Raw genomic sequence first — 12,804 nt, 5'->3', positions numbered from 1 at the left:
ACAGAGAGGAAGTCCGACCATGGCACAAGAAACCATGAGCTTTCAGGCAGAAGTGAAGCAACTTCTGCAACTGATGATCCATTCGCTGTACAGCAACAAGGAAATCTTTCTGCGCGAGCTGATCTCGAACGCGTCCGACGCGGCCGACAAGCTGCGCTTCGAGGCGATCGAAAACAGCGCGCTGTACGAGAACGATCCGAACCTGCGGATTCGCGTGTCGTACGACAAGGCCGCGCGCACCGTCACGATCGACGACAACGGCATCGGCATGAGCCGCGACGAAACGATCGCGCACCTCGGCACGATCGCGCGTTCGGGCACCAAGGAATTCTTCGGCAAGCTGTCGGGCGACCAGCAGAAGGACGCGGCGCTGATCGGCCAGTTCGGCGTCGGCTTCTACTCGGGCTTCATCGTCGCGGACAAGATCACCGTCGAGACGCGCCGCGCCGGCTTGCCGGCCGCTGAAGGCGTGCGCTGGGTCAGCGCGGGCGAGGGCGATTTCGCGGTCGAGACGATCGAGCGCGCCGCGCGCGGCACCACCATCACGCTGCATCTGCGTGCCGATGAGGACGAACTGCTGTCGTCGCATCGGCTGAAGTCGATCATCCAGAAGTACTCGGACCACGTCGCGCTGCCGATCCTGATGCAGAAGGAAGAGTGGGACGCGGAAAAGAGCGAGATGGTCACGAAGGACGAAGACGAGACCGTCAACCAGGCGAGCGCGCTGTGGACCCGTTCGAAGAACGACATCACCGACGATCAGTACAAGCAGTTCTACCAGCACATCTCGCACGACCATCAGGACCCGCTGACGTGGACGCATAACCGCGTCGAAGGCCGCAGCGAATACACGCAACTGCTGTACGTGCCGGCGCACGCGCCGTTCGATCTGTGGAACCGCGAGCAGCGCGGCGGCCTGAAGCTGTACGTGAAGCGCGTATTCATCATGGACGACGCCGAGCAACTGCTTCCCACGTATCTGCGTTTCGTGAAGGGTGTGGTCGATTCGGCCGATCTGCCGCTCAACGTGTCGCGCGAAATCCTGCAGGAAAGCCGCGACGTGAAGGCGATCCGCGAAGGCGTGACCAAGCGCGCGCTGTCGATGCTCGAAGAACTGGCCAACGCGGACAACGACGCCGATAAGGAAAAGTACGCGGGCTTCTGGAAGGAATTCGGCCAGGTGCTGAAGGAAGGCATCGGCGAGGACTTCGCCAATCGCGAGCGCGTCGCGAAGCTGGTGCGCTTTGCGACGACCCATACGGGCACGGCCGAGCAGACCGTGTCGCTGGCCGACTACGTCGCTCGCATGAAGCCCGAGCAAACCAAGATCTACTACGTGACCGCCGACACCTGGCAGGCGGCGTCGAACAGTCCGCATCTCGAAGTGTTCCGCAAGAAGGGCGTCGAAGTGCTGCTGCTGACCGATCGCGTCGATGAGTGGATGCTGTCGTTCCTCAACGAATTCGACGGCAAGCCGCTGCAAAGCGTCGCGCGCGGCGACCTCGATCTCGGCGCGCTGAACGACGAGGAAAAGCAGGCGCAGGAAAAGATCGGCGAGGAGTTCAAGCCGCTGGTCGAAAAGATGAAGGAAGCGCTGAAGGACAAGGCGAAGGACGTGCGTCTGACGTTCCGCCTGACCGACTCGCCGTCGTGCCTCGTCGCCGACGACGGCGAAATGAGCGGCTACCTGCAACGCATGCTGAAGGCCGCGGGCCAGCAGGCACCGGAATTCCATCCGATTCTCGAAGTGAATCCGGAGCACGCGCTCGTGAAGGGTCTGCATGCCGATAGCGCGAATTTCGACGACTGGTGCCATCTGCTGTTCGATCAGGCACTGCTCGCCGAGGGCGGCGCGCTGGAAGATCCGGCGAGCTTCGTGAAGCGGACCAATGCGTTGCTGCTGTCGCGCGCGGGTTGAACTCGAATGAATGTGAGTTGGAAGCGTTGATGACGTTGTTCGATTGACGCTTCGTGGTTGAGAAATGCGCTGCTTCGGCAGCGCATCTTTTGACCCTTCGGTTTGCGCCGGCTTCTCTCTCGGAACAGCGCGCACGATGAGCGCCACCCTTGCCGCGAAAAATTGCCGTCGGAGCGCGCCGCTATAATCCGACACCATGCCTATCCGTTTCGATCCCGCCGACGCCCACTGGCGCGTCGCGCCTTTGCCCGCTTTCAGCGCTGCCCAGAAAGACTGGCTGACCCGCGGCGGTTCACTGACCGCGCATCTGCGCGCGCTCGGCGCGGTCGCGGTGCGCGTGACGCGCGAAGCCGTCGCGCTGCCCTGGCCCGACGAAGCCGCCGCCCTCGCAATTGCGCCGCGCGCGCCGGTGTGGGTGCGCGAGGTGGTGCTGTCGGTCGATGGCGTGCCGTTCGTCGCCGCGCATAGCGTGACGCCGCGCGCCGCGAGCGTGGGCGTCTGGCAGGCGACGCGGCGGCTGCGCACGCGGCCGCTCGCCGAGTTGCTGTATAGCGATAGCAGCGTCGCGCGTTCGTCACTGGTGAGCCGCCGGGTGGGGGAGCGGCATCCGTTGCATCGGCTGGCCGCGCGCGAGATCGGCGATAGTGCGGATGCGCCGCATGCGCTGGTCGCGCGGCGCTCGGTGTTCGAGCGGCATGGCGCGCCTTTGATGGTGACCGAATGCATGTTGCCGGCACTGTGGGAGCATCTGGCCCGGCGCACCCAGGCGGGGCACGCGGGTGACGCGATCGAGCCCGTTCCAGGCGCGCATGTCGCGCACGCGCGGATACGCGAGCACGGCCGTCCGCTCGATCACACCGCGTCGCGCGCACATGCCGCGCCGCGCCCGTCGGACGAGCGGAGCCGCTGATGTTGCGCGGCTTTCCACCGGTCGTCGCGGCCGACACGCACACGCTGATACTCGGCAGTTTTCCCGGCGAAGCGTCGCTGGCCGCGGCGCAGTATTACGCGCATCCGCGCAACCAGTTCTGGAAGCTTTTGGGTACGGTTCTAGGTGAGCCTGAATTGCATGAGCTTGCCTACGACGCACGTCTCGAACGCGTGCTGAAGCACGGCATCGGCATCTGGGACGTGCTCGACGCATGCCATCGCGAAGGCAGTCTCGACTCGGCGATCCGCCATGCGCAGCCGAACGACTTCAAAACATTGAGAGAGCATGCGCCGTTGCTGAAAAAAGTGTGCTTCAACGGCAAGGCGGCGGGGCGGTTTGCCGACGTCATTGGACAGGCAGGGTACGAGACGCTCGTATTGCCTTCGTCGAGCCCCGCGAATGCGACGCTGTCGTTCGAACAGAAGCTCTTGTGTTGGCGGGAGATCCGCTTCACGAAGCCAGCTTAGTTCGGCAGCAGCGAGCCGCTCCGGATAGGCTCGGCTCCGGCGACACACGCAACCTCCAGCCCCGCCGTGGCGAAGCGCGTGCGTTGCCGCGCATATAGCACGCCGGCGACGGAGTTCGTGATCGTGACGACGCGACCGGTCAGCGGGTCGACGATGTCGGCGATCGCCTCGCCAGGATCGACCCAGACACCGAGCGGCGCGCGGAACACGAGCACGCCGGAGATCGGTGCGACGAGCGGCTTGCTGCCGGAGAAAGGCGTGGCCGCGAACGCGAGCTCCGGCAACGGCGCGGGTGTGCCGTCGATGACGCCGCGAAACCTCAGGTATTCGACGATCGCGTTCGCGTCGCGCTCGGCGAACGCGTAGCTCACATCGGCCTGGCCGCGCAGCTCGATCGTAACCGAGATCGAGCCGTTCGGAATCGGATAGCGCTCGCCGTAGCGGGCACGCAGCTCGGACCAGCTGAAGCTGTGAATCTCGTCGAACGGATTGCCGATCGAATTGAGCGCGAGCAGCGAAGTCTTCGCGTCGAGATAGCGCGCGAGTGGCTCGACGTCGGGCCACGTGTCGGGATTCGTGAACAGATGCATCGCCGCTTCGAAGTCGCAGTGCAGGTCGAGCACGACGTCGGCATCATAGGACAGGCGCTGCAGCGCGAGGCGCTGCGATTCGAGCTCGGTGGTCGGCGTTTGCTCGGCGAGCGCCTCGCGCATTGCGGCGCGCACGGCGAGCAGGTTCTGTTGCGCGTCGCCGGTCAGACGAGACTCGATGCGCGGCATCACCAGCTCGGCCAGATTATGGAAGTTGCGATTGAAGTTCGCCGCGGTGCCGCTTTCGAAGCGGCCAACCATGTGCCCGAGCACCCGCTGGTTGAGGCCGATCGGATTGGGTACCGGCACGATGACGATTTCGCCGCGCAGCCTGCCCGCCGTCTCGAGGGCGGCAACGCGTTTGCGCAGTTCCCATGCGACCAGCATCCCCGGCAGCTCGTCGGCATGCAGTGACGACTGGATGTAGATCTTCTGTCCGCCCGTCGGGCCGTAGTGGAAGCTCGTCAGGGACCGCGCGGTGCCGAGCGACGGGGAAATCAACGGATGGGTCTGTGTTTGCATGATGGTGTGAATGTGCCGAACGCAGTACGGGCGCGGGATGCTCTTGCGCCATTGCCTGTTGGCTGCCGTACACGTCGAAGCTGAAGTACCTGGCTTCGATCTTGTACGTGGCGTCCGTGACCATGTCGGCCATGGACTTGTCGATCTTCGCCTTCAGGTCGGTGCCTTCCTTGCGCAGGCCGATGGCGGCGCCGCTGCCGAGCGCGCCCTTCGGATCGCCGAGGAAGTTGTATAGACAAGATAGCGAATGGAAGATGGTGGCGGAAGTAGGGTTTTCGCTGACGACGCACGGTGCGCCTTCAGCTTAGGCGGGCTTTCGCGTGAAACGAAGTTTGAAGGAGAAATCGAAGCGAGCGTTGTAAGAAGTAAATGTATATGCAACTCGCCATTATCGCGCCAGTCGCGGCTGTCCTCTACGGCAGCCGCACCTTTGCATTGCAACTATCGGCCTGCCATTCGCCGTCAAAGCTCGAGCGCAAGAAACCGGGTTCCCTCGACCGGATTTGCGTAGTAGGGCGCAGTTTCGACGAAGCCTAAGCGCTCGTAGATGCGCTGCGCGAAAGCGGTCTTCGGAACCGAGTCGAGGACCAGCTTTGAAAAGCCCAACGATTTCGCTCTCTCAATCACCGACGTCACCAGTGTTTCGCCGAGACGCATCCCTCTGAATGCGTCGCGCACGAAGAGTCGCTTGATTTCCGCGGTCCTGGCACTATGGCGCAGCAGCCCCGCGCATCCGGCGAGTTCGCCACCGGCATCGGCGACGTAAAACATGCCGGACGGCAATGTGTAAACCTCTTCGAACGATTCCATTTCGGCATCGAATCCGCGGTACGACAGATCCAGATCCAGCCAGTGCACGTATTCGCGGATCAGGGCGACGAGGCCGCGCGTATCGGCGGGGAAAACGGCTTCGCGAATGACAGGGTGTGGCGTTTGCATGGCGGCTCTCAGATCCATACGTCGTTCTCAGCCGTTCTTTCGTTGACGGTCTCGCCGGTGTTGACGACGCCACGCGGTTCGATCAGCAGCATCTTCACTTCGGACGCGGCATACGGCTTGTGCTCGACTCCCTTTGGAACCACCGCCATTTCTCCGGGAGCCAGTTCGATCGAGCGGTCGCGGAAGTCGATGCGCAACCGGCCCTCGAGAACGATGAAGGTCTCGTCGGTGTCGGCGTGCTGGTGCCAGACGAAATCGCCCACAATCTTGACGACCTTGAACTGATAGTCGTTCATTTCGGCAACGACGCGCGGCTGCCAGTGGTCGTCGATCTGACGGATCTTGTCGAGTAGGTTGATCGTCCTGGATTGGCCCCGTTGTTCGGGTGCCGGCTCGGAATCGCTGTGCATGATTGCTCCATTGGGTGATACCTGGAACGGAGCTTAGTCCGGCCACCAACGTGTGTCTTGAACGATCGTGCAAGCTTGCGCTAGCCGGCGCGTCGATCGCGCATCATCGCGAGCCAACGTGCGGGAGGGATTCCGTATGCGTGGCGAAAGTGTCGGGTCATGTGGCTCTGGTCTGCGAAGCCGGCGGCCGCCGCCGCATCCACGAGTGAAACGCCGCGCAGCATCATCGCGCGCGCTGCTTCGAGCCGGCGCATGACCAGGTAGTGATAGGGGCTGGTACCGTAGAAAGTTCGGAAATCGCGCGACAGGCTCCAGCGGTCCTGTCCGCTGGCGGCGGCAAGTTCGTCCAGCGTGACGACGCGGGTGCTCGATGCGTGCAGATATTCCCGTGCCCGCTGCGCTGCCGCGAAATCCGCGGACTTGCGCGCCGCTCGCGCGCCCGCCGCGCAATCGAGCGCGAGCGCGAGGCCGGCGAGCGCGTCGTCGCGTTCGAGCGGTTCCGCGTCGCCGCGCATCTGGCGCAGCGCTGTCTGCGTCGCTTCGAACAGCCGTGAGTCGTTCGTGACGCCGCCTTCGACGAATGGCAGCGGCAGGCCGCCCAGCACGTCCTGAATTGCGGCGGGCTGCACGTAAATCATCTGATAACGGAATCCCTCTTGCGTGCCGGCCTGACCGTCGTGCACTTCATCGGGATGCAGGACCATCGTCTGTCCGGGCAGGCTGGTGCGCAAGCCGCGCCGGTAATGGAAGCACTGAACGCCTGCAAGAGTCAGGCCGATCGCGTAGGTGTCGTGCCGATGCAGTGAATACGCGTTGCCGTGGAAAAACGCTTCGATGCGTTCGACTCCACCGCTCGATTCCGAACGGGAAATCCAGTCGGATTGGGCATTGCTGGTGTCGCCGTCCATTACGCTCTCCGGCTTCGTTTGGCAGATCTGCGGGAATCTCCGCATCGGATCATTGTAGCGGTGTGGACGTTCGGCGCACCGTATGACGGTCTGCCGGCAAATTGCACGTTGGTGCACGCCGGTTCGGATTTCTGGCCGTCGACGCAGACGATCGCCCAACCCGCCGCCATGCTGGTCCACGGCACCACGAACGCAGACGAAATGCAGCGAAGTCGCCCGCTTTTCCGTCGGCCCAAAAATAAGGCAGAATCCAGACGTGCGATCCGCCGCGTGACGCGGTCCGCCGTGTTCGCTTAATCGTTGCGCCCTGGCGTTCCAGGACCCCGCATCGCCATCCGCCGCGCACAGCGTTTGTGTCCCAGTGTTGTCGTTTTCCTGATCGACGTTTGCGCATCCTGCCGTCTCACGTGCGAGATGCCTTTCAACCGCCCGCCCAGAGCCTAGCAATGACGACCCAGCAACCGACCATCATCTACACCCTCACCGACGAGGCCCCGCTGCTCGCGACCGCCGCGTTCCTGCCGATCATCCGGACCTTCACGAGGCCGGCCGGCATCGAGGTCGAGACCAGCGACATTTCGGTCGCAGGCCGCATCCTCGGCGAATTCCCCGAGTTTCTGACCGAAGCGCAGCGGGTGCCCGACAACCTCGCGGAGCTCGGTCGCCTGACCATGTTGCCCGACACCAACATCATCAAGCTGCCCAACATCAGCGCATCGGTGCCGCAACTGACGAGTGCGATCAAGGAACTGCAGGCGAAGGGCTACAAGGTGCCCGACTATCCGGAAGATCCGAAGACCGACGAAGAGAAGGCGATCCGTCAGCGCTACTCGAAGTGTCTCGGCAGCGCCGTGAACCCGGTGCTGCGCGAGGGTAACTCGGACCGTCGCGCGCCGGCCGCGGTGAAGAACTACGCGCGCAAGCATCCGCACAGCATGGCCGAATGGAGCATGGCGTCGCGCACGCACGTCGCGCACATGCGGCACGGCGACTTCTATCACGGCGAAAAATCGCTGACGCTCGATCACGCGCGCGACGTGAAGATGGAACTCGTCACGAAGAGCGGCAAGACGATCGTGCTGAAGCCGAAGGTCGCGCTGCAGGACGGCGAGATCATCGACAGCATGTTCATGAGCAGGAAGGCGCTGCTCGCGTTCTATGAAGAGCAGATGGAAGACGCGCGCAAGACCGGCATGATGCTGTCGCTGCACGTGAAGGCGACGATGATGAAGGTGTCGCACCCGATCGTCTTCGGTCACGCGGTGAAGGTGTTCTACAAGGACGCGTTCGCGAAGCACGGCAAGCTGTTCGAGGAACTCGGCGTGAACGTCAACAACGGCCTCGTCAATCTGTACGAGAAGCTCGAGACGCTGCCCGAGTCGAAGCGCGAGGAAGTGATCCGCGACATGCACGCGTGCCACGAACATCGTCCCGAACTGGCGATGGTCGATTCGGCGAAGGGCATCTCGAACCTGCACGCGCCGAACGACGTGATCGTCGATGCGTCGATGCCGGCGATGATCCGCCTCGGCGGCAAGATGTGGGGTGCGGACGGTCGTCCGAAAGACACCAAGGCGGTGATTCCGGAGAGCACGTTCGCGCGCATCTACCAGGAGATGATCAACTTCTGCAAGACCAACGGCGCGTTCGATCCGGTCACGATGGGCACCGTGCCGAACGTCGGTCTGATGGCGCAGAAGGCGGAAGAATACGGCTCGCACGACAAGACCTTCGAAGTGCCGGAAGACGGCGAGGCGCGCATCGTCGATCTCGCGAGCGGCGAGGTGCTGCTCACGCAGAACGTCGAGCAGGGCGACATCTGGCGCATGTGCCAGGTGAAGGATGCGGCGATCCGCGACTGGGTCAAGCTCGCGGTCACGCGCGTGCGCAACTCGGGCACGCCCGCGGTGTTCTGGCTCGACCCGTATCGTCCGCACGAAGCGGAGCTGATCAAGAAGGTCGAAGCCTACCTGAAGGATTACGACACCACGGGCCTCGACATCCAGATCATGTCGCAGGTGCGCGCGATGCGTTACACGCTCGAGCGCGTCGTGCGCGGGCTCGATACGATCTCGGTCACCGGCAACATCCTGCGCGATTATCTGACCGATCTGTTCCCGATCATGGAGCTGGGCACGAGCGCGAAGATGCTGTCGATCGTGCCGTTGATGGCGGGCGGCGGCATGTACGAGACTGGCGCGGGCGGGTCGGCGCCGAAACACGTGAAGCAACTCGTCGAAGAGAACCATCTGCGCTGGGACTCGCTCGGCGAATTCCTCGCGCTGGCGGTGTCGCTCGAAGAACTGGGTATCAAGACCGGCAACAACCGGGCCAAGATCCTCGCGAAGACGCTCGACATCGCCACCGGCAAGCTGCTCGACAACAACCGCAGCCCGAGCCCGAAGACCGGCGAGCTCGACAATCGCGGCAGCCAGTTCTATCTGGCGATGTTCTGGGCACAGGAGCTGGCCGCTCAAACCGACGATGCCGAGCTCGCCGCGCAGTTCAAGCCGCTCGCGACGCAGCTGACCGCCAACGAGCAGGTGATCCTCGCGGAGCTGGCCGCGGTGCAGGGCACGCCGGCCGACATCGGCGGCTATTACAAGCCGGACTTCAACAAGCTCGACGAGGTGATGCGGCCGAGCCGCACGCTGAACGAGGCGCTCAAGGCGGTTCGTGTCGAGTGACGTGACGGGTGGGACGTGAGGTGATGTGAAGACGGGCCGCCGGCGGGCGGCTCGTCGCAACCGTCCGCGCCGCGCCTGGCGGCATTCGGTAATTCGCCGCGCCGCGAATGCTATGCTCTCGGTCGACCGAAAATCTTGCGCCCGCGGCGCGACATCCACACATGACGAAACTGATCAAGCGCGCTTCGGCCGAGGCGCGCGCTTTCCGCAACCGGGACGCCGAAGCTATCGGCGGTAAGCAGAAAATGGCGCCCAGACAGGCGCCGAAAGCCGCCCGCAACGCGAGCCGCGCCGTCGAGCGCGACGTTCACGACGCGCCGCAAATCGAAGCGCCGCGCAAGCCGCGCTTCGCACCGGTGACGTTCTCCGAAGAGGGCGGTGTGCGCTACCTGCATTTCGGCACGGAATGGGTTCAAGGCGCAATGCGTCTGCGCAAGCCCGATCACATCGAACTCGAATACGCGCAGCAGATGATGGCGTGGCTGTTGTTCCTCGAAACGCCGAAGCGCATCGTGCAGCTCGGGCTCGGCGCGGCGTCGCTGACCAGGTTCGCGCACCGCTTCTTGAAGAGCGCGAAGGTCGAGGCGGTCGAGCTGAATCCGGCGGTCGTGGTGGCCGCGCGTACGATGTTCGAGCTGCCGCCCGACGACGCGCGTCTAACCGTGCACGAAACCGACGCATGGGACTTCGTCAACGAGAGCGCGAACCACGGCACCATCGGCGCGCTGCAGATCGACGTGTACGACGCGACCGCGCGCGGTCCGGTGCTCGACAGCGTCGGCTTTTACCGTGCGGCGCGCGCGTGTCTGACCGACGCGGGCATCGTCACGGTGAATCTGTTCGGCGATCATCCGAGCTTCGTGCGCAACATGAAGCGTCTGAACGAGGCCTTCGACGGCCGCGTCGTCGCGCTGCCCGAAGTGCACGACGGCAACCGCATCGCGATCGCGTTTTCGGGCCCCGCGCTCGACGTGCCGTACAGCGCGCTCGACGCGCGCGCGAAGCTGATCGAAGCCGAACTCGGCTTGCCGGCTCGCAAGTGGATCAAGGGCCTGCGCGAATCGACGGGGCAGACGGGCGCCTCGTTCGCGATCTGAGCGATGTCGGCCCTTTCGCTGAAGCAAAGCGCCGGGTTCTGATCCGGCGCGCGAAGAATCAGGCGGCCGTGCCGGCGTAACAGCCGGCACGGCCGTTTTTGCTTCCGGTATTTTTTTCACGACCACACTGCAATGTCATTCGGTGTGCATCGTTGGCGTTTGCGTCGCCTGATTCGATGCCCACGCGCCTCGGGTCCGCCCTGCTTGACCGGGCGTTCGCCACTCCTATACTCTTTCGAAGCTTTCGGGGTGCCCGTGGCCGATCGCGGGACGACCACCCGCTGAGTTCCACCTCCCGTCGACCACGGGCAGACAAATTCAAAATAGGAAACAGGAGACGTCATGGCTCACGACGCCGACGTGAAGAAAGCCAGCAAGCACTGGCTCTGGCTATTGCTGCTACCCTGGATCGCGATGATCTGGGTACCGTCCTACAACCGGATCGAGCCGCAACTGTTCGATTTCCCGTTCTTCTACTGGTATCAGCTGCTGTGGGTGCTGATTAGCGCCGTCATCACCGCGTTCGTCTATCTGAAGACCAGGTCCCGCTATACGGGTCGCACGAACGGGGGCGCGCAATAATGAACCCGATTGCAACTTTCGTCTTCGTTCTGTTCTTCATCGGCGTCACGATTCTCGGCTTCGTCGCGGCTCACTGGCGGCGCGGCGATCTCGCGCATCTCGAAGAGTGGGGTCTGGGCGGCCGGCGCTTCGGCACGATCGTCACGTGGTTCCTGCTCGGCGGCGACCTGTACACCGCCTACACCTTCATCGCGGTGCCGGCACTCGTGTTCGGCGCGGGCGCAACGGGCTTTTTCGCGCTGCCTTACACGATCCTCATCTATCCGTTCGCGTTCGTCGTGTTCCCGAAGCTGTGGAGCATCGCGAAGAAGCACGGCTACGTGACGTCGGCGGACTTCGTGTCGGCCCGTTACGGCAGCCGCATGCTCGCGCTCGCGGTCGCCGTGACCGGCATCGTCGCGACGATGCCGTACATCGCGCTGCAGCTGGTCGGTATCGAAGTGGTGATCGGCGCGCTCGGTTTCGACACGACCGGCTTCGTCGGCGATCTGCCGCTGATCATCGCGTTCGCGATCCTCGCGGCCTACACGTACACGTCGGGCCTGCGCGCGCCGGCGATGATCGCGGTCGTCAAGGACATCCTGATCTACGTGACGATCTTCGCCGCGATCATCGTGATTCCGCCGCAGTTGGGTGGCTTCGGCCATATCTTCGGCGCGGTGCCGCCGGCCAAGCTGCTGCTGAAGTCGCCGGACGTGTCGAGCCTGAACGGCTATAGCGCGTATGCGACGCTCGCGGTAGGTTCGGCGCTCGCGCTGTTCCTGTATCCGCACTCGATCACCGCAGTGCTGTCGTCGAAGTCGGGCAACACGATCCGCCGCAACATGGCTTTGCTGCCGGCGTATTCGCTGGTGCTCGGCCTGCTCGCGCTGCTCGGCTTCATGGCGCTCGCGGCCGGCGTGAAGGACATGCCGGAGTTCGCGCCGTACTTCAAGGCCTTCGGCCCGAACTTCGCGGTGCCGGCGCTGTTCCTGCACTTCTTCCCGTCGTGGTTCGTCGGCGTCGCGTTCGCGGCGATCGGTATCGGCGCGCTGGTGCCGGCGGCGATCATGTCGATCGCGGCGGCGAACCTGTACACGCGTAACGTGCACAAGGAGTTCATCAACCGCAACATGTCGCACGAGCAGGAGACCAACGTCGCAAAGCTGGTGTCGCTGATCGTCAAGGTCGGCGCGGTCGCGTTCATTCTCGGTCTGCCGCTCACGTACGCGATCCAGCTGCAGTTGCTCGGCGGGATCTGGATCATCCAGACGCTGCCGGCCATCGTGCTTGGTCTCTACACGCGCGTGCTCGACTACCGGGGTCTGCTGATCGGCTGGGCGGCCGGTATCGCGACCGGCACGTGGATGGCGATTTCGCTGAAGCTGGCGGGCTCGATCTTCACGATCCACCTGTTCGGCATGGCGATTCCGGGCTATGCGGCGGTGTGGTCGCTGATCGTGAACCTGGTGGTGTCGGTGGTCGTGAGCCTGATCGTGCGCGCGGTGGGCATGCAGCGCGGCGAGGACCGCACGCATCCGGAAGACTACCTGGACGTCGTCGAAGGCTGATTCCGGCTGCAACTTCAAGCTTTGAAAAACGCAACGCCCGCCGACGAAAGTTGGCGGGCGTTTGTGTTTGGTGCGCCCAGCATGGGCGCACTCCTGCGGGTGTAAGTCCCGCCATAAGCTGGTCACAGCGAATGAAGTGAAGCGCAACTGCACGAGGGCGACCGGGTGTGGGGAGGAAGCGTGGAGCGTAAATCGCGAGCCGA

Annotated in this window: 11 protein-coding genes and 1 pseudogene; 7 read left to right on the top strand and 5 right to left on the bottom strand. The window is 63.7% G+C overall.

Features of this window, described 5'->3' with window-relative positions; translation table 11 throughout:
• Positions 1 to 19 precede the first annotated feature (19 nt).
• The 3 genes from htpG to EVC45_RS37840 all read left to right on the top strand — a co-directional run bounded on the left by htpG (position 20) and on the right by EVC45_RS37840 (position 3,316).
• Positions 20 to 1,918 carry a molecular chaperone HtpG gene (gene htpG / locus EVC45_RS37850; RefSeq protein ID WP_129963232.1) on the top strand — a complete coding sequence of 633 codons (1,899 nt, stop codon included), beginning with the start codon at positions 20 to 22 and terminating at the stop codon, positions 1,916 to 1,918.
• 196 nt (positions 1,919 to 2,114) lie between these two features.
• Positions 2,115 to 2,828, top strand: coding sequence for a chorismate lyase (locus tag EVC45_RS37845; protein WP_129963231.1), 714 nt, complete (start codon positions 2,115 to 2,117; stop codon positions 2,826 to 2,828).
• Positions 2,828 to 3,316 (top strand): DNA-deoxyinosine glycosylase, encoded by a 489-nt coding sequence (locus EVC45_RS37840; RefSeq protein ID WP_129963230.1) that lies wholly within the window; start codon positions 2,828 to 2,830, stop codon positions 3,314 to 3,316. Before EVC45_RS37845 ends, EVC45_RS37840 begins: the two co-directional genes overlap by 1 nt.
• Here the strand turns inward: EVC45_RS37840 and EVC45_RS37835 are convergent.
• The 5 genes and pseudogenes from EVC45_RS37835 to EVC45_RS37815 all read right to left on the bottom strand — a co-directional run bounded on the left by EVC45_RS37835 (position 3,313) and on the right by EVC45_RS37815 (position 6,685).
• Positions 3,313 to 4,428 carry a succinylglutamate desuccinylase/aspartoacylase family protein gene (locus EVC45_RS37835; RefSeq protein WP_129963229.1) on the bottom strand — a complete coding sequence of 372 codons (1,116 nt, stop codon included), beginning with the start codon at positions 4,426 to 4,428 and terminating at the stop codon, positions 3,313 to 3,315. The two genes, EVC45_RS37840 and EVC45_RS37835, sit on opposite strands and share 4 nt — an antisense overlap.
• Positions 4,429 to 4,492: 64 nt before the next feature.
• A pseudogene (locus EVC45_RS47155) lies at positions 4,493 to 4,651 on the bottom strand (ABC transporter substrate-binding protein); the annotation flags it as partial.
• A 239-nt stretch (positions 4,652 to 4,890) separates the two neighbouring features.
• Positions 4,891 to 5,367, bottom strand: a complete 477-nt coding sequence (locus EVC45_RS37825) for a GNAT family N-acetyltransferase (protein ID WP_129963247.1) — start codon at positions 5,365 to 5,367, stop codon at positions 4,891 to 4,893.
• 8 nt (positions 5,368 to 5,375) lie between these two features.
• A complete protein-coding gene (locus EVC45_RS37820) occupies positions 5,376 to 5,777 on the bottom strand; it encodes a cupin domain-containing protein (RefSeq protein WP_129963228.1) in 402 nt (133 codons plus the stop codon).
• A gap of 80 nt (positions 5,778 to 5,857) precedes the next feature.
• Positions 5,858 to 6,685, bottom strand: coding sequence for an AraC family transcriptional regulator (locus EVC45_RS37815; RefSeq protein ID WP_129963227.1), 828 nt, complete (start codon positions 6,683 to 6,685; stop codon positions 5,858 to 5,860).
• A 446-nt stretch (positions 6,686 to 7,131) separates the two neighbouring features.
• Between EVC45_RS37815 and EVC45_RS37810 the strand changes: the two genes are divergently transcribed.
• The 4 genes from EVC45_RS37810 (at position 7,132) to mctP (ending at position 12,601) form a co-directional block, all read left to right on the top strand.
• A complete protein-coding gene (locus EVC45_RS37810) occupies positions 7,132 to 9,372 on the top strand; it encodes an NADP-dependent isocitrate dehydrogenase (RefSeq protein ID WP_129963226.1) in 2,241 nt (746 codons plus the stop codon).
• Positions 9,373 to 9,533: 161 nt separating this feature from the next.
• The gene (locus EVC45_RS37805) at positions 9,534 to 10,469 is read left to right on the top strand and encodes a spermidine synthase (protein ID WP_129963225.1); all 936 of its coding nucleotides are present in this window, start codon (positions 9,534 to 9,536) and stop codon (positions 10,467 to 10,469) included.
• Positions 10,470 to 10,811: 342 nt separating this feature from the next.
• Positions 10,812 to 11,051 carry a DUF3311 domain-containing protein gene (locus tag EVC45_RS37800; protein ID WP_129963224.1) on the top strand — a complete coding sequence of 80 codons (240 nt, stop codon included), beginning with the start codon at positions 10,812 to 10,814 and terminating at the stop codon, positions 11,049 to 11,051.
• Positions 11,051 to 12,601: a monocarboxylate uptake permease MctP gene (gene mctP, locus EVC45_RS37795; protein WP_129963223.1), complete on the top strand. Its 1,551-nt coding sequence runs from the start codon at positions 11,051 to 11,053 to the stop codon at positions 12,599 to 12,601. Before EVC45_RS37800 ends, mctP begins: the two co-directional genes overlap by 1 nt.
• Positions 12,602 to 12,804: the final 203 nt, after the last annotated feature.

Source organism: Paraburkholderia sp. UYCP14C (assembly GCF_004197395.1).
In the GTDB taxonomy this organism is placed as follows: domain Bacteria; phylum Pseudomonadota; class Gammaproteobacteria; order Burkholderiales; family Burkholderiaceae; genus Paraburkholderia.
Note: the sequence above shows the minus strand (reverse complement) of the source record. Positions and strands in the feature narration are given on the sequence as shown.